Annotated in this window: 10 protein-coding genes and 1 pseudogene (1 of these 11 only partly in view); 3 read left to right on the top strand and 8 right to left on the bottom strand. The window is 71.6% G+C overall.

What is annotated here, in order from left to right; translation table 11 throughout:
• Positions 1-4: 4 nt before the first annotated feature.
• Entirely contained in the window at positions 5-1315 is a 1311-nt protein-coding gene (locus NR792_RS02580; RefSeq protein WP_375758473.1) for an HD-GYP domain-containing protein, read from the top strand.
• Here NR792_RS02580 and NR792_RS02575 read toward each other — a convergent pair.
• The 8 genes and pseudogenes from NR792_RS02575 to NR792_RS02540 all read right to left on the bottom strand — a co-directional run.
• On the bottom strand, positions 1296-2336 hold the full coding sequence (locus NR792_RS02575; protein ID WP_375758472.1) for an RluA family pseudouridine synthase: 1041 nt from the start codon (positions 2334-2336) through the stop codon (positions 1296-1298). The genes NR792_RS02580 and NR792_RS02575 overlap by 20 nt on opposite strands.
• Positions 2337-2347: 11 nt before the next feature.
• Positions 2348-2611: a hypothetical protein gene (locus tag NR792_RS02570; protein WP_120526362.1), complete on the bottom strand. Its 264-nt coding sequence runs from the start codon at positions 2609-2611 to the stop codon at positions 2348-2350.
• Positions 2612-2688: 77 nt separating this feature from the next.
• Complete coding sequence (locus NR792_RS02565) at positions 2689-4410, bottom strand: helix-turn-helix domain-containing protein (RefSeq protein ID WP_375758471.1); 1722 nt, start codon at positions 4408-4410, stop codon at positions 2689-2691.
• Positions 4407-5453: a MinD/ParA family protein gene (locus tag NR792_RS02560; protein WP_375758470.1), complete on the bottom strand. Its 1047-nt coding sequence runs from the start codon at positions 5451-5453 to the stop codon at positions 4407-4409. Before NR792_RS02560 ends, NR792_RS02565 begins: the two co-directional genes overlap by 4 nt.
• Positions 5454-5576: 123 nt before the next feature.
• Positions 5577-6170 (bottom strand): HNH endonuclease, encoded by a 594-nt coding sequence (locus tag NR792_RS02555; RefSeq protein WP_120526360.1) that lies wholly within the window; start codon positions 6168-6170, stop codon positions 5577-5579.
• A complete protein-coding gene (gene selA, locus NR792_RS02550) occupies positions 6167-7561 on the bottom strand; it encodes an L-seryl-tRNA(Sec) selenium transferase (protein WP_375758469.1) in 1395 nt (464 codons plus the stop codon). Before selA ends, NR792_RS02555 begins: the two co-directional genes overlap by 4 nt.
• Before the next feature lie 1229 nt (positions 7562-8790).
• Entirely contained in the window at positions 8791-9015 is a 225-nt protein-coding gene (locus NR792_RS02545) for a hypothetical protein (protein ID WP_375761774.1), read from the bottom strand.
• Between the two features lie 73 nt (positions 9016-9088).
• Positions 9089-9241: pseudogene (locus tag NR792_RS02540) on the bottom strand (serine/threonine protein kinase); the annotation flags it as partial.
• A gap of 263 nt (positions 9242-9504) precedes the next feature.
• On the opposite strand from NR792_RS02540, the gene NR792_RS02535 reads away from it, so the two are divergent.
• Both NR792_RS02535 and NR792_RS02530 read left to right on the top strand, forming a co-directional pair.
• Positions 9505-12834 carry an amino acid adenylation domain-containing protein gene (locus NR792_RS02535; RefSeq protein ID WP_375758468.1) on the top strand — a complete coding sequence of 1110 codons (3330 nt, stop codon included), beginning with the start codon at positions 9505-9507 and terminating at the stop codon, positions 12832-12834.
• Positions 12827-24227: the 5' portion of a non-ribosomal peptide synthase/polyketide synthase gene (locus NR792_RS02530; protein ID WP_375758467.1), read on the top strand. The gene runs 13319 nt beyond the window's last position; the window shows 11401 of its 24720 coding nt (coding positions 1-11401); its start codon is at positions 12827-12829; its stop codon lies beyond the right edge, outside the window. The genes NR792_RS02535 and NR792_RS02530 overlap by 8 nt, the downstream gene beginning before the upstream one ends.

Here is a 24227-nt window from a genome sequence, read left to right as displayed (position 1 = left end):
CACCATGGCCGACAACCTGAAGATCAATCAGACCCAGGAAGAGAACCTGGGGGAGTACGGGCGCGAGCACAACGAGAAGCTCCAGAACCTCTCGCGCTCCATGCTCGCGGGCCTCTACATGCTCGTGCGCTCCGTGAAGATGTACGACCCGGAGAACGCCGTCTTCGAGAAGCCGCTGCACCAGCTCCAGGACATCATCAACCAGATCATCGGCAAGGAAGGCCGGCTGGAGCTGACGGGCGTCAAGGACTCGTACTACCTCAACGGCATGCTGGTGAAGGTGGACCTGAACTCCATCGAGAACCAGCGCTACCTCCTGGCGGAGATGCGCGCCAAGGACGTGGGCGGCATCACGCTGACGAAGCCCGTCACCACGCAGGAGCTGAAGAACTTCATCTGGATCTTCAGCAAGGAGCAGTCCTCCACCGCGGAGGAGGACGGCCTCCAGGGGCGCAAGCTGCTCAACATGCGCGTGGCGAAGTTCTCCAGGCTCAAGGAGAAGCTGAACAAGGACATGGACACGCCGGGCGACCAGAAGGTCGACCGCAAGAAGTACGCGATGACCGTGTACGCCCGCGCGGTGTTCTTCCTGCAGAAGTACCTGGAGTCCGTGCGCGCGGGGAAGCCCATCGGGTCCTCGCGGGCGCTGCGCCTGGTGCAGGACTTCGTGGACATCTCCTACGACCAGCGCACCCACTTCCTGGGCATGACGACGCAGAAGCGCGAGGAGGACTACCTCGTCTACCACCAGGTGAACGTGGCGCTGATGTGCATCGTGTTCGGCGCGGAGCTGGGCCTCACGAAGCCGCAGCTGCGCGACCTGGGCTACATCGCCCTCTTCCACGACGCGGGCATGACGACGCTGCCGGAGGAGCTGGCCACCAAGCGCGGGGCGCTCACCGCGGACGAGAAGACGGCCGTGGCGCGCGCGCCGCTCATCAGCGTGCGCAACATCCTGATGGAGAAGGGCTTCAGCCGCTCCACGCTCCTGCGCGTGGTGACGACGTTCGAGCACAAGACGGACTACGGCACGGCGGTGCGCGACGCGCGCGGCAACATCCAGATGATCATCCCCAAGACGAACCTGGGGGTGTACGCGAAGATCATCGCCATCTGCGACGCGTACGACGCGCTCACCTCCCGCAGGCCCTACCGGGACGCGTACGGCCCGGAGGTGGCGCTGATGCTGATGTGGACGGAGATGCGCCAGAAGTTCGACCCGGAGCTGCTGTCCGTCTTCATGCGGGTGATGGCCATCCAGCCCATCAAGGTCCTCTCCCGCCGTCAGCAGCAGCTCAGCGTTTCCGGCCTGTAGCCTTCGTCGCCGGCTTCTTCGAGGCGGGCTTCGCCTTCGCCTTCGCCTGAGCCTTCGGAGGCGGGCCCGCGGGCACGCTCGCCTCGCGCAAGAGCGTGAGCGCCTGCGTGAAGTCCTCCGGGAGGGGGGCTTCCAGGTCCAGCGCCTTGTGGGTGCGCGGGTGCTCGAAGGCCAGGCGCCACGCGTGCAGCGCCTGGCGGCCCAGCCCCTCCTGCGCCTGCGCCACCGCGCCCTTCGCCTTGCGGCCGGCGCCGTAGAGCGCGTCGCAGAGCAGCGGGTGCCCGGCCTCCGCCAGGTGGACGCGGATCTGATGCGTGCGGCCGGTGAGCAGGTCCACCTCCACCAGCGCGGCGCCCTCAAAGGCCTCACGCACGCGGAACAGGGTGATGGCGGGCTTGCCCTCCTTCACCTTGCCGGTGAACTTCTGGCGGTGGATGGGGTGGCGGCCATAGAGCGTTTCAATGCGCCCTTCCGCGGGCGGCACGCCGTGCACCAGGGCCAGGTACGTCTTCTGGACCTCGCGCGTCTTGAAGGCCTTCTGGAGGGCCACCAGGGCCTGCTCGTGCTTGGCGACGACGAGGCAGCCGGTGGTGTCCTTGTCCAGCCGGTGGACGATGCCGGGGCGCAGCTCGCCGCCCACGCCGGCCAGGTCCTTCACGCGGTGCAGCAGCGCGTTGACCAGCGTGCCGGAGGCGTGCCCCGCGCCCGGGTGCACCACCATGCCGGCGGCCTTGTCCACGACGACGAGGTCCCGGTCCTCGTGCAGCACGGACACGGGCAGGGCTTCGGCCTGGGGAATCGCGGCGACGGGCGCGGGGACGTGGAGCGACAGCAGCTCGCCCCCGCGCAGGCGCTGCGCGGCCTTGGCGGGCTTGCCGTCGGACAGCACGTGGCCGTCCGCGATGAGGCCCTGGAGGCGGGAGCGGGTGAGGTCCGGGAACGCGCGGGCGAGGTACGCATCCAGCCGCTCGCCCCGGGCTTCCGGGAGGGCGCGGTGCTCGCGCGTGTCGGGTGAGGCCACGGCGGAGGGCGCTACCAGATCTTCGACTTCACGTGCGCCTTGGAGCGCAGCACGATGTCGTTGATGGCGCGCTCGAAGAAGTTCGCCTGGGTGCTGATCTCCGCGCTCACGCGGCTCTTGTAGAGCGCGCGCCCCTCTTCCAGTTCCTCCTTGAGGACCTCGAAAAGGTTGTCCTGCTCGATGCCCTTGATGATCTTCTGCTCGTTGTAGAGCGAGATATCGGAGGCGATCGCGCGAGCGAGTCGCATCGCCTTGACCTTTTCCTCTTCCGTCATCGTGCCACTACTTAGGCACCCACCCCGTGCGAGTCAACTTTTCCCGTCGCACGGGAGGGTGCCCGGCCGCCTCCGGGTCAACGGCCCGACTTGGCGGGTTTCTCGGAGAACAGCGCCAGGTAGCTCTTGGACACGCGCAGGGGGTCCAGGCCCAGCTCGCGGGCGAGGTTCATGAGGATGCCGCGCAGGTACACGGTGGTGGGGAGCGCGGTGTAGCGGTCCGCCTCCACGTTCTCCAGGTGACGCACGGAGATGCGGGTGCGGTCGGCGAGCTGTTGGATGGACAGGCCGCGGGCCTCGCGGACGCGGCGCAGCAGCTCGCCGTTGAACTCGGCGTCCGCCGGGATGTCCACGCCCCGGGGCCGGCCCTCGCGGACCTTGGCGGCCACCTGGGCCAGCGCGGACTCGGCCGTCGCGATGGCGGAGTCCTGCGCCAGCACCTGGGCCTCCCCGAGCTTGCGGACCGTGGGGCCCTTCACGGTGCCCGGCCCCGTGGGGCTGTTCGCGGAAGGACGCGAGTCGATGGGGCGCGACGTCAGGGGCCGCACGGCGGCGCGGGAGGCGCCGGTGGCCGGCATCCGGGCCAGCGCGGTGGTGCTGGAATCCGGGGTCGGGGCGCCCGGGGCGGGGTTCGGATCCGACTCGCCCTGGGTGGTCGTCACGGCGTCCGCGCTGGAGGCTTCTGGCGTGGGCGCGGGGCTGGTGGCCACGGAGCTGGACTCGGCTGGGGACGTCGCCGCGCTGGCCTCGGGGGCCGGTGGCTCCGCGGAGGCCTCGACGGTGGGCGCCTGCGGGGCGGCCTCGGCGGCCGGAGGGGCGGCTTCCACGCGGTCCGGGGGCGTGGCGGATCCGTCAGCGACCCCGGCGGAACCACCGGATGCGGCGGCGGATCCGTCAGCGACGACCGCGGAGCCGGTGCCGCTCTGCACGGGGGCCTGCGCGGCCACGTCCTGCACGGGCGTCGAAGCAGGGGCGCTGACCGGATCCGAAGCGTTGGCGCTGACCGCCTGCGCGGCCGACGGGGTCACTTCGGGAGCGGGCGTGCTGGACGCCTCGGCCTCCACGGCCTCCGGTGTCGCGGCAGGCGTCGCGCCTTCGGGGGCGGACGGCTTCGCGTCCAGGGCGGGCGCCGGAGCTTCGGTGGCTCCCCTGCCCTGTCCGCGCAGCGGAGTCGTGGGGACGTAGACGAACGACAGGCTCCGGGTGAACGAGGCACGGAAGGCCTCCACCACCGCCACGCCCCCCACCATCACCGGCTCGGAGGGCACGCCTGGCGCGTCCTTCCCCGAGGCCTCCTGCCGCTTCGACTCCTCACCGCGCATCCGCTCCTCGCTCTTTCCAGGCGTCTCGCTCGCGCGGGGCGCCTCCCCTTCCGTATCGCTCACGGACGCCGCGGCCTTCAGTCGCGACTCCGCCTCCAACCGTTCGGCGTCCACCGCGCCCGCCGCCTTCGCCAGCGCCGCGGCGGCGGTGGCCAGGGCCTCCGCGACCCGCGCGGCCGAGTCCACCTTGTCCGCGGCATCCGCCGTCACGGCCGCCTTCGCGAGCCGCTCCGTGGACAGCCCGATGGAGCGGTCATACTCGACGCGCAGGTCCGCGTCGGTAAGCATCTCCATCGCTTCGTTCATCCGTTCACGCAGCGCGTCCACCTGGTCCGGGTCTCCCAGCGCGTACACCGCGATGGAATCCGGTGAATACAACTCCATCAGGCGCTCGTGGGCCGCGCGGATCTCCGCGTCGGAGGCCGTGGGCGGCACCTCCAGGAGCTCGTAGTAGGTCTGCTGCGCGAAGGGCTTCATGGGATGGCGGACTCGGGGGAAGGGCCGTCGAGCGTCAGGATGCGCGCGGCGATGCGCTGGAGACCCTGGGCCACGGGCGAGTCGGGCCGCTCGATGAGCACCGGCTTGCGCTTGCGCACCGCGCGCCACGCCTCGTCGTCGTAGCGCAGGGCGCCCAGGTCATCCATGTCGATGCCGAAGAACTTCTTCCACGCGGACACCATCGCGGCGCCCACCTTCTCATCCGCGTCCGTGCGCGCCTGGTTCACGACGAGGTGCACGCGGAACGCCGCCAGCTCGCGCTCCAGCCGCTCCGCGTCCGAAGGGGCCTTGCGCCGCACCTGTTCGACGACGTCGTGCAGGGTCCGCAGGCCGCCCTCGCGGGTGGACAGCGCGCTCTCGACGAGGTCCTGGATGCCGTAGCGCGCCTCCGTCTGCTGGAGCATGCGGAAGAAGGCCGCCTTGACGAAGCGGTACGCGTTCTCCACGGACGTGGGCTCCGGCAGCACGACGAGCAGGCCGTGGTCCGCGATGAGGAAGAGGTCGAGCGTGTTGAAGCTGGTGCCCGCGCCCAGGTCCAGGATGAGGTAGTCCGCCGTCGTCTGCGACAGCAGCGTGCGCAAGAGCTTCTGCTTCTGCGCGTACTTGAGGTTCGCCGCGTCCAGCGAGTCCTGCGCGCCGGCGATCAGCGACAGCCCGGGCACGCCGGTGGAGACCATCACCTCTTCGAGGTTGGCCTTCCCGCGCCGGAGGAAGTCCGACAGCGTGGCCTCCGGAGGCCCCACGCCCAGGCACGTGTGCAGGTTGGCGCCGCCCAGGTCCGCGTCCACGAGCAGCACCTTGTGGCCGGCCTGCGCGAGCGCGACGCCCAGGTTCGCGGACACCATCGACTTGCCGATGCCGCCCTTGCCACCGCCCACCGCGATGATCCGTCGCGAGCGGGCGCGCCGCGTAAGGCCCGCGGGCCCGGCGGACGACACGTCATTGGCCGCACGCGGCGAGGAGCCAGCAAGCGAGGCGGGGGCGGATGGAGGCAAGGGGGCGGGCTTCACGAAGGCTCGCATCAAAGCCCGTCCTACTGCCCGAGTCGACACCCCGCCATTTCACGGCCGGCCCCTACGGCCCCCGGTGCCCGTGCCCCGTCGCCAGGAGGCTCGGGGAGCAGGCGGCCGGGGAACCGTTCGCTGTCACTCGTCGAGCAGTTCGACGTTCCAGTACGACACGTCCGCCAGGTGCAGGAACGGCAGCCACTCGCGGTAGGTGACCTTGCGGATGGCGCCACGGAACAGCGGCGTCCAGCGCGGGCGCACGGGCTTCTTGAGCAGCCGCATGCCGGCCTGCTCGGGCGTGCGTCCGCCCTTCTTCAGGTTGCAGGGGACGCAGGAGCACACCACGTTCTCCCACGTCGTCTTGCCCCCCTGGGTGCGCGGGTTGACGTGGTCCAGGTTGAGCTCGCTGCGGGGCAGCTGCTTCGCGCAGTACTGGCAGGTGTCGTTGTCGCGCGCGTAGATGTTGAGGCGCGAGAAGCGCACCTTGGCGCGCGGCAGGTGGTCATACGCGCCGAGCACGAGCACGCGCGGGACACGGATGGTGCGGTCGATGGTGGTGATGCTGTCCTGGGTGGCGCTGAGGGCGGCCCAGTCCTCGAACTCATACAGCCGGTACTGCTCGTCGATGGCTTTGGCGACGCCTTGATACAGCAGGGAAAAAGCCCGTTTGACTGACGTCACGTGAACCGGTTGGTAGTACCGGTTTAAAACGAGCACGGCGCTGTTGATCATGGCTGGCTTCCCGAACGGGCGGCCGCCACAGCCTGCGCGACCTGCCCCAGGTCCTCCTCTGAGAGACACCGGACGTCGAGAACGACCTCGTCATCCGCAATCCTGCCAATAACCGGCACCTCGCCTTCGCGCAGACGTTCCAGGAATACTTTCGGCGTCTCTACGGTGAGGCTGCAAGCGGAGGAAGGCAACCGGGCCAGGGGCATGGCCCCCCCTCCCACCTGTCCATCCACGGACACGACGCGGCACACGATGCCGTGCGCCGCGAGCAGGGCCGCCAGCCGTTCCGCCCGGGCCTGCAAGACCGCTGGCTGCTGGGTGAGCAGGCTCTGGGTGGGAACGGCGTCCGGGCGGCCATCCCGGTACAGCTCCAGCGTCGCCTCCAGGGCCGCGACCGTCATCTTGTCGACACGCAGCGCGCGTGTGAGCGGGTGGGATTTGATGCGCTGGAGCAGGTCCGCGCGGCCGACGATGATGCCCGCCTGGGGTCCGCCCAGGAGCTTGTCGCCGGAGAAGGCCACGACGTCCGCGCCCTCGCGGATGGCCTGGCCCACGGTGGGCTCCGGGGTGAGGCCGGGGCCCGACAGCGGCACGAGCGCGCCCGAGCCCAGGTCCTGGAACACGGGCACGTCGCGGGAGCGCCCCAGCTCCGTCAGCTCCGCGAGGGGCGCCTCCTCCGTGAAGCCGACGAGCGCGAAGTTGGAGCGGTGGACCTTCACGATGAGGCCGGTGTCCGGGCTCAGGGCGTTGGCGTAGTCCGCGCGGCGGGTGCGGTTGGTGGTGCCGACCTCCACGAGCTTCGCGCCGGACTGGCGCATGACGTCCGGGATGCGGAAGCCGCCGCCGATTTCGACGAGCTCTCCGCGTGACACGACGCACTCACGGCCGGAGGCCAACGCGGCGAGGACGAGCAGCACGGCGCCCGCGCAGTTGTTGACGACGATGGCGTCCTCCGCGCCGGTGAGCGTGCGCAGGTGACCGATGAGGGGCGCGTAGCGGCTGCCGCGTTCACCTTCGTCCAGGTCGTATTCGAGGTTGGAGTAGCCCCGTGCCACGGCGACGACGCGCTCCACGGCTTCCGGGGCAAGCGGCGCACGGCCCAGGTTGGTGTGGAGCACGACGCCGGTGGCGTTGATCACCGGCCGCAGGTTCGGCGTGGCCAGGGATTCGAGCGCGGCTTCCACGTCCGCGTCCTCGAAGGGCCGCGCGTCACCGGCAAGGAGCCGGGAGCGCACGCGTTCGACAGCGAGCCGCAGGGCCGCGACCGCGCGGGCATGGGAAAGGTTCGCGAGCCGGGACTCCAGCGACGGCCGCCGGAGGAGTTGCTCGATGGAAGGAAGGCCGCGAAGCAGTGCGTTCTTGCTGTCCGGGGGGTTCGAGGCAGCGCCCATGCCCCGGGACTCTACTACTCGCTTCGGCGTCGTGAAGTTCAGACCTGAACAATATCTCGCCGTCCAACATGCACGTGCATTAGCTCAACATCCTCCCAACTCGCGCAGAGACACAGCGAAAGTGCCCCTGCGAGAGAGCCAGCAGTAGAAAAGCGCCTCAACTCATCCCTGACTCAGAATGCACTCAAAGGACACAGCGCGACAAGCGCGTAACCCGACTGTCCAAAATACCCAGAATAACCACGCCTCGCAGCAACGACTCGCTGAGCTTTGGTGCCATGCCCATCTGGCACCCAATAGGGATCACCGCCCTCGCTCCAATTCACAGCGGCGAACTGCTCAACGGTTTGCCAGGAGAGCCCCATTCCCTTCAAGAAGACCCCTGCCAGGCAATCAGCTTGAAGCTCAGCAGCGGTCCCAGAAACACTCCCCTGCACCATATGCCCCCACTCATGTGCCAGAATCCCGGATGCGGCCCATGAGCCATACGTTCCTGCGATTCTATCAAGCCATGCCTGGTCCGCCCAAACGACCCGATTACCTCGATCAGCATAGGCATTATTCATCCCGTCACGGAGACGGCAGAGCGGAAATGTGGTGCCCCAGAATCTGCTGAGTGCGGCGTAATCGTCACGAGCATGGGAAACGGGCGCACATTGAGCCTGAGCAGGTGAACTCCAGAGCCCACTCACAATCACGGCAAGCACCAAACATACAGATCGCATTGCCCCCCCTTTCAACAAGGCTGAATCCGGGACTCGACATTAGCTCAATGCGTGTTGCCTATCAACTGGCCAGCCCCGTCATCAACCAGCATCTGGGCACAACTGGCTTTCCTTGAAGTCCGCACTGAACGCAAAGACAGTCACACGCCCACACACGTCCATACACAACCCCAAACACCATGGAGGTGTCAGGCATATCTTCGGTTATCTGAGCATGCAGCCTCGCTGCGTGCGCAACTTCATGAAGCGCAGGTGGGCCTGCTCGCATTGCCCATGCGCATCAAGGCGCACCTCAACCGCAGGCAGCGACTCTTTTCGCTTGCCTGCATTGGCCCGGCCGTTGGGCTGACTTGCGAATACAATCAGGACATGGGCCATCCCAGACAGGGTAAACACGCAGAGCTTCAGCACTTTGCGTCAAGGCATCACCATCCGCCGTAGGGCACGGTGCTGGCTTCCATGTAGTGGCCGCTGGGGTCCTGGAAGTAGACCCCGCGGCCTCCGTCATGGGTGTTGATCTGGTTCTCGTGGCTTGAGGACGACCTGCTCGAAGGCTTCCGGCAGCGCTGGGCGCAGCTTCCTCGGCGGCACCGGCGGCTCCAGCACGTGCATCAGCATCAGCGGCACGGGCTGCGCGTGACGGAACGGCAGTTGCCCGGTGAGCAACTCGTACGCCACCACGCCCAGCGCATACAGGTCCGTGGCCGGTGACACCTGCGCGCCGGTCACCTGCGGGGCGCCCTTCCAGCATCACCTGCCGCAGGTCCCTGCCCTCCAGCAATTCCACCGTCAGGTAGTGCCGGTCGCCATCCGAGCCCACGTCGAAGACGTGCAAGATGTTCACGTGCTCCAGGGCCCGCGCGTGCTCCACCTCCTGGCGGAAGCGCGTCACCATCGCCTCGTCGGCGTGAGGCACGGCCAGCACCTTGAGCGCCACGCGCTGGTGGTTCTTCAAATCCAGCGCCTGGTACACCGCCGACGTGCCGCCCACGCCCAGCCACCGCTCCACCCGGTAGCGCCCCGCCACCACCTGCCCGGGGACGAGTCCCTGGCTCGCGGGCGCGAGGGGCCGCGGCGTCGGCGTCAAGTCCCCCGCCCCTGGGTCAAACCCGCCGCGAAGCAGGGGGCCTGCCGGCGTGTATCGGAGCCTGGGATGTTTCGTGAGACATTCGCGGGGTTCTCAACGTTTCCATGCCCTCCAGGGCAATACCGGAATCCATGACGTCACCCACCGACGACAAGCGGGCCCTGCTAGCGAAGCTCCTCCAGGAGAAGGTCGCGGCACCCAAGCGCGCTCCGCTCTCCTTCGCGCAGGAACGGATGTGGTTCCTGGAACAGTGGAGCCCCGGGGGGGCGTCGCTGAACATGCCGGTGGCCGTGCGGCTCACGGGCGAGCTCCAGGCGCCGGTGCTCCAGCGCGCGCTCCAGGCGCTGGTGCTCCGCCATGAGGCGCTGCGCACCACCTTCTCGCTGGCGGACGGCCGGCCCGTGCAGGTCATCGCGCCCACGCAGGAGGCCGCGCTCCCGGTGGAGGACCTGCAGGCACTTCCCCCGCCGGAGCGGGAGCCCCGGGCCGTGCAGCGCGTCGCGGAGGTGGCCCGTGAGCCCTTCGACCTGGAACGGGGGCCGCTGTTCCGGGCGCGCCTCTTCCAGTTGTCCGCGCGCGAGCACCTGCTGCTCTTCGCCATGCACCACGGCGTGTCGGACGCCTGGTCCATGGGCGTCGTCGTCCGCGAGCTGACGGCGCTCTACGCGGCCTTCCTCGAAGGGAAGCCCTCCGCGCTGCCGCCGCTGCCGTTGCAGTACGGCGACTACGCGGGCTGGCAGCGCCGGGCCCAGGAGGGCGCGGAGGCGGAGGCGCGGCTCGCGTGGTGGCGCGAGCGCATCGATCCGCACGCGTCGCTGGAGCTGCCCACGGACAAGCCTCGTCCGGCGGTGCTGGGCACTCGCGGCGCTCGTGAAGCGCTCCAACTGCCCGCCGCGCTCACCGCGGACCTCAAGGCGTTCGCCCGGAAGGAAGGGCGCACGCTGTTCGTCACTCTGCTCGCGGCGTTCCAGACCCTGCTCCACCGCTACACCGGCCAGGAGGACCTCGCCGTCGGAACGCCCGTGGCCAACCGCCCCCGCGCGGAGCTGGAGGGGCTCATCGGCCTGTTCGTCAACACGGTCGTCCTGCGCACGGACCTGTCCGGCGCCCCGTCGTTCCGGGAGCTGCTGGCGCGGCTCCAGCCGGTGGCGCTCGACGCGTTCGCTCGCGAGGAGCTTCCCTTCGAGCGGCTGGTGGACGCCCTCAAGCCGGGCCGCGACCCAAGCCGCGCGCCCCTCTTCCAGGTGATGTTCGTCCTCCAGAACGCACCGCTGCCGCCCCTGGAGGCGCCCGGCCTGCAACTGGAGGCGCGTCCGGTGGACACGGGCTCCGCCCAGTTCGACCTGACGCTCATCGCCGAGGACCTGCCCCAGGGGCTGCGCCTCACCGCGGAGTACGCCACGGACCTGTTCGAGCCCGGCACCGTCCGCCGGATGCTGGCGCACCTGAGCCGCTTGCTGGAGGGGGCCCTGGCCGCGCCGCAGGAGCCCCTGTCGCGGCTGCCCCTGCTCACCCCGGACGAGCGCGAGCAGGTGCTGGGAGCGTGGAGCGGCGGATCCGCGCCCTACCCCCACGAGGACGGGCTGCACACCCTCTTCGAGGCCCAGGCACGCCGCACGCCCGACGCTCTCGCGCTCACCTTCGAGGGCGAAGCGCTGAGCTACCGGCAGCTGGACGCTCGCGCCAACCAGTGGGCGTGGCACCTGCGCAGCTCAGGCGTGGGGCCGGAGACGTACGTGGGGCTGTGTGCCTCGCGCTCGTTCGACATGGTGGTGGGCATGCTCGCGACGCTCAAGGCGGGCGGCGCGTATGTGCCGTTGGATCCGACCTATCCCGCGGCGCGGCTGGCCTTCATGCTCCAGGACTCCGCCGTGAAGGTGCTGCTGGCGCACCGTCCCCTGCTCGCGGGACTGCCTCCCGCGCCGGGTGCTCGCACGGTGTGCTTCGAGGACGGCGTCCCCGACGCGGACAGCTCGCGGGCGCCCCCCGGAGCGCCCCTGCCGGACGGCCCCGCCTACGTCATCTACACCTCCGGCTCCACGGGCCAGCCCAAGGGCGTCGTGGCCACGCACCGCGCGGCCTGCAACCTGGTGGTGCACGAGGCGCGCGTCAGCGAGCTGGGCCCGGGCTCGCGCGTGCTCCAGTTCTCCAACCCCGGCTTCGACGTGTCCGTGGAGGAGATCTTCGCCACCCTCACCGCCGGCGGCACCCTGTGCCTGGCGCCCGTGGAGCGGCTGATGCCCGGCGAGCCGCTGCACCAGGTGCTGAAGCAGCAGGCCATCACCGTGCTCAACGCCACCCCCACGGCGCTCGCGGCCACCGACGCCACGGGCCTGCCCGCGCTGCGCACCGTCTTCTCCGGCGGCGAGGCGTGCACCGCGGAGCTGGTGGCGCGCTGGGGCGAGGGCCGGCGCTTCATCAACGGCTATGGGCCCACGGAGGTGACGGTGACGGCCACCGCGACGGAGGTCCGCCCGGAGGGCCGCGCCCCGCCGCTGGGCCGCCCCATCCCCAACGTGCGCGTGTACGTGCTGGACGCGCGGCTGTCGCCGGTGCCGGTGGGCGTCCCCGGGGAGCTGTGCGTGGGCGGCGTGGGCCTGGCCCGCGGCTACCTGAACCTGCCGGGCACCACGGCCGAGCGCTTCGTGCCGGATCCCTACGCGTCGGAAGCCGGCGCGCGCCTCTACCGCACGGGAGACCGGGTGCGCTGGCGGCCGGACGGAGAGCTGGAGTTCCTGGGCCGGCTGGATGGCCAGGTGAAGCTGCGCGGCTTCCGCATCGAGCTGGGCGAGATTGAAGCGGCGCTCCGCCAGCACGCCGCGGTGGAGGAGGCCGCCGTGCTCATCCAGGACACGCCCGCGGGGGGCCAGCGGCTCGTCGCGTGGCTCGTCCCGGCCACGGCGGGACAGCCTCCCACCGCGAAGGCGCTGCATGCCTTCCTCCTGGAGCGGCTTCCTCCGCACATGGTGCCGTCCGCCTTCGTCGCCGTGCCCGCGTTCCCCCTCACCGCCAACGGCAAGCTGGACGTGCGCGCGCTGCCGCCGCCCACGTCCGGGCAGCTGGACTCGGGGCGGACGTTCGAGGCGCCGCGCACGGAGCGGGAGGAGCAGCTGGCCCGGCTCTGGAGCGAGGTGCTCCAGGTGGAGCGCGTGGGCCTGGATGATCCGTTCTTCGAACTGGGCGGCAACTCGCTGCTCGCGCTGCGGCTGCACCAGCGGCTGCGCGCGGAGATGGGCGTGGAGCTGCCGCTGACGGTGCTCTTCCAGCACTCCACGGTCCGGGCCCTGGCGGAGCGCATGGCGCAGGGTGGCGGATCCGACAACGGGGCGAAGTCCGGACGCGACCGGTCGCGCCGGCGGCAGGCGTTCGCGCGCAGGACGGTGGCCGCGCCCGCGCGGGACACGGACTCGGACGACGACGTGGAGCTGGAGCCGGAGTTGGACGGAGACGCGGATGTCTGAGGAGACGGCGGACACGGTGGAGCGCATCGCCATCGTTGGCATGTCGGGACGCTTTCCCGGCGCGCCCACGCTCGACGCCTTCTGGGACAACCTCCGGCGCGGCGTGCACTCGCGGCGCGAGCTGACCGAGGCGGACCTGGAGCAGGCCGGGGTGCCCAAGGCCCAGCGCGAGCGGCCGGACTGGGTGCGCGCCGCGTATCCGCTGGACGGCCCCACGCACTTCGACGCGGGGTACTTCGGCTACAGCCCGCGCGAGGCGGAGGTGCTGGATCCGCAGCAGCGCGTCTTCATGGAGACGGCGCTGGAGGCCCTGGAGGACGCGGGCTACGACCCGGAGCGCTTCCCGGAGGCCATCGCCGCCTTCGCGAGCACCAGCACCAGCTCGTACCTGTTCCAGGCGCTGCTGCGGCGCCCGGAGCTGTTGCAGACGGTGGGCCTGTACAACCTGTCGCTCGCCAACGACAAGGACTTCGTCGCCACGCGCACCTCGCACCGGCTGGGCCTGCGGGGGCCGAGCGCCACCGTGCAGACGGGCTGTTCCAGCGCGCTGGTGGCGGTGCACCTGGCCTGTCAGAGCCTCCTGTCGGGCGAGTGCGAGATGGCGCTCGCGGGCGGCGTCTCCGTGGCGTTCCCGCAGGCGGCCGGGTACGCGTACCAGCCGGGGATGATCATCTCCCCGGACGGGCTGTGCCGCGCGTACGACGCCCGCTCGCAAGGCACCATCTTCGGCTCGGGCGTGGGCGTGGTGGTGCTCAAGCGCCTGTCGGAGGCGGTGCGGGATCGGGACACCATCCATGCGGTCATCCTCGGGTCGGCCGTCAACAACGACGGCTCCGCCAAGGCGGGCTTCACCGCGCCCAGCGTGGAGGGCCAGGCGGCCGCCATCGCGGAGGCGCTGGGCGTCGCGGGCGTGGAGCCGGAGGACCTCCAGTACGTGGAGGGGCACGGCACGGCGACGGCGCTGGGCGACCCGGTGGAGGTCGCCGCGCTCAACCAGGCCTTCGGCGGTGCGCGCTCGGGCACGCGGCGCTGTGTGCTGGGCACGGTGAAGGCGAACATCGGCCACCTGGACTCCGCCGCGGGCGTGGCGGGGCTGCTCAAGACGGTGCTGGCCCTGAAGCACGCGGTCATCCCGCCCACGCCCCACTTCCAGCAGCCCAACCCCGCCATCGACTTCGACGGCGGCCCCTTCTTCGTCACCGCCGAGCCCCGGCCGTGGGACGGGGCGGTGAAGCGCCGGGCCGGGGTCAGCTCGTTCGGCCTGGGAGGCACCAACGTCCACGTGGTGCTGGAGGAGCCGCCGCGCGCGAAGGCCGCCGGCACCCGGCGCGCGTGGCACGTGCTGCCGCTGTCCGCGCGCACGCCCCGGGCGCTGGACGAGGCCACCGCGAGGCTCGCCGCGCACCTGGAGCGCACGCCGGGCCTGGAGCTGGCGGACGTCGCGTCCACGCTCCAGCGAGGCCGCCGCACGCACGAGCACCGGCGCGCGCTGCTCTGCCGGAACCTGGAGGATGCGCGGGCCGCGCTGGCGGATCCGCGCCGCCACCTGGGGGGCTTCAGCGTGAACACGCGCCGCCCCGTGGTGTTCCTCTTCCCGGGCCACGGCAGCCACCACGTGGACATGGGCCGCGCGCTGTACGAAGCGGAGCCCGTCTTCCGCAAGCACCTGGACGCGTGTTGCGACGCGCTGGCCGCGCACCTGGGCCGCGACCTGCGCTCCGTGCTGTTTCCGGCTCAGGCAGCACAGGAGGCCGAAGCGCTGCTGGAGCGGATGACCTTCGCGCAGCCCGCGATGTTCGCGGTGGAGTACGCGCTCGCGCAGCTGTGGCGTTCGTTCGGCGTGGAGCCGGAGGCCATGGTCGGCCACAGCACGGGCGAGTACGTGGCCGCGTGCCTCGCGGGCGTCTTCTCGCTCCCCGACGCGCTGGCGCTGGTTGCCGCGCGCGGACGCCTCATGGACGCACTGCCGCCCGGCGGAATGCTGTCGGTGTCCCTGCCGGAGGACGCGCTCGCGCCGCTGCTGCCGCCGGGGGTGTCCGTCGCGGCGGTGAACGCGCCCGCGCTGGTCGTGGTGGCCGGGCCCTCCTCCGCGCTGGAGGCGCTGGAGGCGACGCTGGCTGCCAGAGGTGTGAGCACCCGGCGGGTCCGCGCGCTGCACGCGTTTCACTCGGAGGCCGTGGAGCCCATGGTGGCGGGCTTCCTCCAGGAGCTCTCGCGCGTGCGCCTGTCGCCGCCGAAGCGGCCGTACGTCTCCAGCCTGTCCGGGACGTGGATCACCGCCGCGCAGGCCACGGATCCACGAACCTGGGCGCGCCACCTGCGCGAGCCCGTCCGCTTCGCGCAGGCCGCGACCACGCTGCTCGGGGGCGCGGAACGGCTCTATCTGGAAGTCGGTCCGGGCCAGGCCCTGGGAACGTTCGTCCGGCAGTGCGCGCCCGCGGGCAGTCCTCCCACCGCCCTCACGTCGCTGCCCCGCCCGCGTGACGGCCAGGACGCCCACCTGCACCTGACGGAGACCGCCGCCCGGCTCTGGCTGGCCGGTGCGCCCATCGAGTTGGCGAAGCTGTACGGCAAGGAGCCCCGCCGCCGCGTCCCGCTGCCGCCCTACCCCTTCCAGCGGGAGCGCTTCGACCTGCTCGCGGTCGCGTCCGTTCCGGGTGCCCGGCTTCCGGCCTTCGCCGTGTCCGAGGTCCCCCGCGAGGACGTCACGCCCGCGCTCGAGTGCGCAGTGCCCACATGGCAGCGCATCGCGGGCGCCCCTGTCCCCCGCTTCGACGCTCAGCGCTGGCTGGTGCTGGAGGATGCGAACGCGCCTGGCGGAAGCATCGCGCAGCGGTTGAAGGCGCGCGGCGCGGACGTGCTCGCGCTCGACTCGAACGCACCCTTGAAGCCGCTCAAGGAACGGCTGAAAGCGCGTGGCGCGGATGTGCTCGCGCTGAGCCCGGACGCGTCCCGGACACCGTTTGAGGAACGGCTGGAAGCACGGGGCTCGGGCGTGCTCGCGTTGGATCCGGAGTCGCTTTGGGCACCGCTTGAGGAACGGCTGGCGGCTGGCGAAGGGCCGGATCATGTCGCGTTCCTGTGGCCCCTGGCCCCTGCGGAGGGCCCGGGCGCGGTGGACCGCGTGCTTCACGGGCTGCTCGACCTCGCGCGGCGGTTGGGGCCGGCCGCGGCCAAGCGGCCCGTGACGCTGGCCGTGCTCACGTGTGGCGCCCAGGACGTGACGGGCGAGGAGCCCCTGCGCGCATGGCAGGCCACCGTGTCCGGCGTGTGTCGGGTGCTGTCCCAGGAGTACCCGGGGCTGCGCTGCCGCGCCATCGACGTGAGCGCGCCACGGCCGGAGGAAGGTCCGCGTTGGGCGGATCGGCTGGTGGCGGAGCTGGGCGCGGGCGGGCCGGCCGTGGTCGCGCTGCGCGGGCCGCACCGCTTCACGGAGTCGTTCGAGCCGGTCGTCCCGCCACGCGCGGCGGCATCCCCCTCGCCCTTGCGCGAGGGCGGCGTGTACGTGGTCCTGGGGGATCTGGAGGCCGGAGGCCTTGCCCTGGCCGAGGCGCTCGCCACCACCGCGCGGGCGCGGCTGGTGCTGCTGACCGATACCGTGCCCCAGGCGCCCAACATGGAGCGCCTCGGGGGCCTTGAGCGCACGGGGGCGCAGGGCGTGCTCCTCGCGCCGATGGGCGCGGGTGAGCCCGAGCCGCTCCTCCAGGGGCTGCTCGCCGCCGAGGCCCGCTTCGGCGCGCTCCACGGCGTCTTCTTCGTGCCGGAGGGCACGGCGGGCGCGGCCAGGCAACCCCTGGCGGACGCCACTCCCGAGGCGTGGGCACCTGTCTTCCGCTCCCGCGTCGGTGTGCTGGGAGCGCTGGCCAGGGCCCTCCAGGGGCGTGCTCCGGACTTCGTGACAGTGTGCTCCTCGCTGACGGCCGTCGTGGGAGGCGTGGGGCGTGGCGTGCTGGCCGCCGCGCATGCCGCGATGGACACCTTCGCGGCGGAGCAGAACCGGGGCCCGGGGCCGCGCTGGTACGTGGTGGACCTGGACGCGTGGCGGGAGGAGGTCATCCCGGTGTGGCTGGGCCTGCTCGCCGCCTCGGCTCAAGGGGGACGCTGGTGGATTTCCCGGGGCCCGCCGCGCGCTGAGGAGCCGGAGGCCGGTGGGACGTCCGGGACGGCTGCGGATCCGACGGACGGGTCCCGGCCCCGGGACACCGGACGGCATCCCCGCCCGCCGCTGGCGACGCCGTACGTGGCCCCCCGTGGCGACACCGAGCGCCGCGTGGTGGAGCTGTGGCAGGAGATGCTGGGCATCGACACGCTCGGCGTGGACGATGACTTCTTCGAGCTGGGCGGCCACTCGCTGCTGGCCACCCAGGTGCTCGCGCGCGTGAGGTCCGCCTTCGCCGTGGAGCTGCCCCTGCGCGCCTTCTTCGAAGCGCCCACGCCCGCGAAGCTCGCGGAGCGCGTGGACGCCGCGACCACCGGTGCCCCCGCGAGCGTCCTCCCGCCACTGACACCCGTGCCCCGCGACGGACGGCCCCTGCCGCTGTCCTTCTCCCAGCAGAGCCTCTGGTTCCTCGAGCAGCTGCATCCGGGAGGCAGCGCCTACAACATGCCGTCCGCCCTCCGCCTGGAGGGCCGCGTCGACACGGCCGCGCTGGAGCAGGCCTTCACGGAGCTCGTCCGCCGGCACGAGGCGCTGCGCACCACCTTCCACGCGGACGGCGGCGCGCCTCTGCAACGCATCCACGCGCCAGCGGCCTTCCGGCTGGCGGTCCTCGACGTGTCGTCCCACGGCGCTCCCGAAGCGGAGGCGCACCGGCTCGCGGCCGAGGAGCAGCTGCGTCCGTTCGACCTCACCGCGGGGCCCTTGCTGCGCGCGGTGCTGATCCGCCTGGGAGAGACGCGGCACGTGCTGGTGGTGACGATGCACCACATCGTCTCCGACGGCTGGTCGCTGGGCGTGCTCGTCCGGGAGATGGTGGCGCTCTACCAGGCCTTCGCGTCCGGACAGCCCTCCGCGCTGACCCCGCTGCCGGTGCAGTACGCCGACCATGCCGCCTGGCAGCGCGCGTGGCTTCGGGGTGAGGCCCTGGAGTCGAGGATCCGCTGGTGGCGTCAGCAGCTGGAAGGCGCCCCCGCGTTCCTGACGCTGCCCACCGACTTCCCGCGTCCACCGGTGGCGTCCTTCCGGGGTGACGCGGTGCCCGTCGCCCTGCCGCGTGCGCTCTCCGAGTCACTGGCCGCGCTGTGCCAGGCCGAGGGCGTCACCCCGTTCATGGCCCTGCTGGCCGGATTCCAGGCCCTGCTCAGCCGCTACTCGGGCCAGGACGACGTGAGCGTCGGCAGCGCCATGGCCGGCCGCCGCTTCGCGGAGCAGGAAGCGCTCATCGGCTTCTTCGTGAACACGCTGGTGTACCGCACACGCCTGCACGCGGACCCCACGTTCCGCGAGCTGCTCGCCCGCGTGCGCGACACGACCCTGGAGGCGCACGCCCACCAGGACCTGCCCTTCGAGAAGCTCGTCGAGGTGCTGCGGCCTGAGCGGGACCCTTCACGCTCGCCGCTCTTCCAGGTGAACTTCACGTTCCAGAACATGCCCATGGGCACGCTGGAGGCGCCGGGGCTGCGCTTCGAGCCCATCCCCCTCGAGGGCGGCACGGGCCGCTTCGACCTCACGCTGGTGCTCACCGACACGCCGCGAGGCCTGACGGGCGTGCTGGAGTACGCCAGCGACCTGTTCCGTCCGGAGACGGCGCAGCGCCTGGTCACCCACCTGCACGTGCTGCTGGAGGCGGCACTGCGAAGCCCCCACCTGCGGCTGTCCGAGCTGCCCCTGCTCACGGACGCCGAGCGCCGTGAGCTGCTGGTGGACTGGAACGCCAGCGACGCGGACTTCCCACGCGAGGCGAGCCTGCACTCGCTGTTCGAGGCGCAGGTCCGGAGCACGCCGGACGCGCGCGCGGTCGTCTTCGAATCGCAACACCTCACGTACCGCCAGCTGGACACGCGCGCCAATCAACTCGCGCACCAGCTGCGCGCGCTGGGCGTCGGCCCCGAGGTCATCGTGGGGCTGTGCGTGGAGCGCTCGGTGGAGGGCGTGGTGGGGATGCTCGCCATCCTCAAGGCGGGAGGCGCCTTCCTCTGCCTGGATCCCGCCCACCCCACCGCGCGACTCGCGCTGATGCTGGAGGACTCGGGGCTCCAGGTGCTGTTGACCCAGGACGCGCTGCTGGACGTGCTGCCCCTGTCCTCGTCCTGCGTGCCGTGCTGTTTCGACACCGACGCGGCCGCCATCTCGCGCCGCCCCACGACGCCACCGGAGGTGGAGATCCACGCGGGCCACCTGGCCTACGTCATCTACACCTCGGGCAGCACGGGCCGGCCCAAGGGCACGCTCCTCGCGCACCGAGGGCTGTGCAATTCGGTGCTCGCGGCGGTCCGGGCCCATGACCTGTCTCCCGCGAGCCGCGTCCTCCAATTCGCGTCCCCGACCTTCGATGCCGCCATCCTGGAGACCTTCGCGCCGCTGCTCGCGGGAGCCACGCTGGTGCTGGCCCCCCGGGAGCGGCTGCTGCCGGACGCGCCCCTGCGCGCGCTGTTGTCCGAGCAGGAGGTCACCGCCGTCACGCTGACGCCGTCGGTGCTGGCGCAGCTGACGTCGGAAGGCCTCGAGAGCCTCCGCACCGTCATCTCCGCGGGCGAGGCCCTGTCCCCGGAGGTCGCCCGGCGCTGGAGCGAGGGCCGCACGCTGCTCAACGCCTACGGTCCCACCGAAGCCACCGTCTGCGCCTCCATCACGCCAGGGCCGGTCCGAGCCGACGCGCCCGGCATCGGCAAGCCGTGGCCCAACACGCGGCTCTACGTGCTGGACGCGCACCTGCGGCCGGTGCCCGTGGGCGTGCCCGGGGAGCTGTTCATCGGGGGCGTGGGACTGGCCCGCGGCTACCTGGGCCGTCCGGATCTCACCGCCGGGCGCTTCCTCCCCGACCCCTTCGGCACCGAGCCAGGCGCGAGGCTGTACCGCACCGGCGACCGCGTGCGCTGGAGGCAGGAAGGGGACGTCGAGTACCTGGGCCGGACCGACTTCCAGGTGAAGCTGCGCGGCTTCCGCATCGAGCTGGGTGAAGTGGAGGCCGCGCTGCAAGCGCACGCGGCGGTACTCCAGGCCGTGGCGCTGGTGCGCGAGGATGCGCCGGGGCTGCCGAGGCTGGTCGCGTACGTGGTGCCAACCGGGGACGGGACCCCGGGCGTGGCCGAGCTGCGCGCGTTCCTCCAGCAGCGGCTGCCCGAGTACATGGTGCCCGCGACGTTCGTCGTGCTGGAGGCGTTGCCGCTCACCTCCAGTGGCAAGGTGGACCGGCAGGCCCTGCCTTCACCCGAGCTCCGCGCGAGCGGCACGCCGGGCCACGTGCCCCCGCGCACGCCCACGGAGGAACGGCTCGCCGCGCTCTGGGCGCCGCTGCTCCAGGTGGAGCGCGTGGGGGCGGATGATCACTTCTTCGAGCTGGGAGGCCATTCGCTGCTGGCCACCCAGCTCGTCTCCCGCATCCGCGCGGACTTCGGCGTGGAGCTGCCGCTGCAAGCCCTCTTCGAAGCCCCGACGCTCTCGGCGCTCGCACGAAGGCTGGACGCGGCCCGGCCCGAGGACGCATCGCGGGCCCCGCCCCTGCTGCCGGTGCCGCGCACGGGCGCGCTGCCGCTGTCCTTCGCGCAGCAGCGCCTGTGGCTCATCGAGCAGATCGAGCCCGGTGGCACCGCCTACAACATCCCCACGGTGCTGCGCGTCCGCGGACGTCTGGACCGGGGAGCGCTGGGTAAAGCCTTCACCGCGCTCGTCGAGCGTCACGAATCCCTGCGCACCGTCTTCGCCACGCAGGACGGCGAGCCCGTGCAGGTCATCCAGCCGCCCAAGGAGTTCACGCTGCCAGAGGTGGACCTGTCAGACGCTCCGGACACGGAGCGCGAGGCCCAGGTGCGGCAACGTGCCGAAGCGGAGACCTGGCGCCCGTTCAATCTGGCGGAGGGGCCGCTGCTGCGAGCCCTGCTGCTGAGAGTGGGCGCGGAGGAGCATGTGCTGGTGGTGACGATGCACCACATCGTCTCCGACGGCTGGTCCATGGCCCTGCTCGTGCGCGAGGTGGCCTCCTTCTACGCCGCCTCCTCCTCGGACCTCGTCGCGGCTCTCGCGCCCCTGCCTCTCCAGTACGCCGACTTCGCCTCCTGGCAGCGGCAGTGGCTGCAAGGTGACGTCCTCTCACGCCAGCTCGACTTCTGGCGCCAGCAACTCTCCGGTGCCCCCGCCCTGCTGGAACTGCCCACCGACAGACCCCGTCCCGCCGTCCAGTCCTCTCGCGGCGCGTACGTCCCCGTCCAGCTTCCCGCGGCCCTCACCTCCCGCCTCCTCACCTTCTGCCAGCAGCAGGGCGCCACTCCCTTCATGGCCCTGCTCGCCCTCTGGCAGCTGCTCCTCTCCCGCTACTCCTGCCAGCACGACATCAGCGTCGGCGCGCCCATCGCAGGCCGTACCCGCTCCGAGACCGAGGGCCTCATCGGCTTCTTCGTCAACACCCTCGTCCTGCGCTCCCGCATCTCCTTTCACCGCTCCTTCCGCCACCTCCTCTCCGAGGTACGCGCCTCCACCCTCGCTGCCTTCGAGCACCAGGACCTCCCCTTCGAGAAGCTCGTTGAGGAGCTCCAGCCCCAGCGCTCCCTTCGTCACTCCCCTCTCTTCCAGGTGATGTTCACGCTGAGGAACACGCCGGACGCCGCCATCCAGGTGGAGGGAGGCGCGTCCGCGCTGGAGTTGAGTCCGGTGGAGTCGGACGTCGTCGCGGCGAAGTTCGACCTGAACCTCTCGCTGGCGGAGACACCCGAGGGCCTGACCGGGGAGATCCTCTACCGCACGGACCTGTTCGACGCGGCCACCATCATCCGCATGGGCGAACACCTGCGCACGTTGACGGAGGCCGCGCTCGCCGCGCCGGATGCTCCGGTGGGCGACCTGTCCCTGCTGTCCGCCGGGGAGCGCGCGCAGCTGCTGGAAGGCTTCAACGCAACGGCGGACGCCTTCGTCGCGCCGGGCCCGCTGCACGCGCTCATCGAGGCGCAGGCCGCTCGCCACCCGGAGCGGCCCGCGGTGGCCTGCGGTGATCAGGTGCTCACGTATGGAGCGCTGGACACGCGCGCCAACCAGTTGGCGTGGCGGCTGCGCTCGCTGGGCGTGGGGCCCGAGGTGCGCGTCGGGCTGTGCCTGGAGCGCTCGGTGGACATGGTGGTGGCGCTGTTGGGGGTCTGGAAGGCCGGGGGGGCGTACGTCCCGCTGGAGCCGTCCCAACCCGCGCAGCGGTTGCGGTCCCTGGTGGAGGAGGTCGCGGCACGCGTCGTCGTGACGGCATCCCGTCACACGGAGGCCTTCACTTCGCTCGCGGCGCACGTGGTCCGGATGGACACGGACGCGCAGGAACTCTCGGCCCAGCCACGGGAAGCGCCTGCCCACGGTGCCACCGCGCGGTCACTGGCCTACGTCCTCTTCACGTCAGGCAGCACGGGCCGGCCCAAGGGCGTGGCCGTGGAGCATGCCCAGCTCTTCCAGTACGTGCGGGCCGCCACCGAAAGGCTGCGGCTGGAGGAGTGCGCGAGCTTCGCGCTCGTCTCCACGTTCGCCGCGGACCTGGGCAACACGGTGCTCTTCCCCGCGCTGTGCACGGGAGGCCTGCTCCACGTGCTGCCGCAGGAGCTGGCCAGCAGTCCCACGGAGGTGGCCGCGTACTTCCAGCGCCACGCGGTGGACTGCATGAAGATCGTCCCGTCGCACCTGGCGGCGCTGCTCACGGCGGCCGAGCCTCGCCACGTCCTGCCCCGGAGGAAGCTGGTGCTGGGAGGCGAGTCCTCCTCGCCGGCCCTGCTGGAGCAGGTGCGCGCACTGGCGCCGGACTGCGAGCTGTTCAACCACTACGGCCCCACGGAGACGACCGTGGGCGTGATCGCGGGACCGGTGGAGGTCCGGCCCCAGGCACCGGTGCCGCTGGGCCGGGCCCTGGCGCACACGCGGCTGTACGTCCTGGACGAAGGGCTGCGGCCCGTGCCCGTGGGCATCCCGGGCGAGCTGTTCATCGGCGGCGCGCAGGTGACCCGCGGCTACCTGGGCCGGCCGGAGCTGACGGCGGAGCGCTACCTGCCGGACGTGCACAGCCCGCTGCCGGGCGCGCGCATGTACCGCAGCGGGGACCGGGTGCGCTGGCTGCCGGACGGGCGCGTGGAGTTCATCGGCCGCGCCGACTTCCAGGTGAAGGTGCGCGGCTTCCGCGTGGAGCCGGGAGAAGTCACCGCGGCCCTGAGCGAGCACCCCGCAGTGAGGGAAGCCTGGGTCGTGTCGCGTGAGGACATGCCCGGAGACCCGAGGCTCGTCGCCTACGTCGTGAGCGCGGCGGAGCCCGTGCCCGCCGGGGAGCTGCGCGCCTTCCTCCAGGAGCGGCTGCCGGCCTACATGGTGCCGTCCGCATTCGTGCACCTGGAGGCGATGCCGCTCACCTCGAACGGCAAGCGGGATCGCAAGGCCCTGCCCGCGCCGGAAGACACGACCCGCGCGGAGGCCTTCATCGCCCCGCGAACCCCCACCGAGGAACGGCTCGCGGCCCTGTGGGCCGGACTGTTGCGCGCGGAGCGGGTCAGCGTGGAGGAGGACTTCTTCGCGCTCGGTGGCCACTCGCTGCTGGCCACGCAGGTGGTCTCGCGGGTCCGCCAGGCCTTCGAGGTGGAGCTGCCGGTGCGAGCCCTCTTCGAAGCGCCCACCGTGGCCGCGCTCGCGGCACGCATCGACTCCGCCGCGCGCACGCAAGCCCCTGCCCTGCGCCCCGTCCCGCGCGATGGGGACCTCCCCCTCTCCTTCGCCCAGCAGCGCCTCTGGTTCATCGACCAGCTGCAGCCAATGAGCGCCGCCTACCACATGCCCGCCTTCGTGCGGCTGGTGGGCCCCCTGGATGAGGCCGCGCTGCAACGCGCGCTCGACGAACTGGTGCACCGTCACGAAGCCCTGCGCACCACCTTCGTCCAGCACGAAGGCCAGCCGCTTCAGCGCATCTCGCCCACGTCACAGTTGCCGCTCGTCGTCGTGGAGGCGGGCGCCCTTGCACTGGAGCCGCAGCTGCGCGAGGAGGCTTCACGGCCCTTCCAGCTCGACGCCGGCCCGCTGGCTCGCGCGAAGCTCTGGCGCCTGGGGCCCACGGAGCACGTGCTCGCGCTGACGATGCACCACATCGTCTCCGACGGCTGGTCCATGGGCGTGCTGGTGCGCGAAGTAGCCGCCCTCTACGAGGCCTTCTCCCAGGGCAGGCCTTCGCCGCTGCCACCCCTGCCCGTGCAGTACGCCGACTACGCCGTCTGGCAGCGGCAGTGGCTGC

Origin of the sequence: Corallococcus exercitus (genome assembly GCF_042231735.1) — a bacterium.
GTDB classification, from domain to species: Bacteria; Myxococcota; Myxococcia; order Myxococcales; family Myxococcaceae; genus Corallococcus; species Corallococcus exercitus_B.
This window is presented reverse-complemented; position numbering and strand designations above follow the sequence as displayed.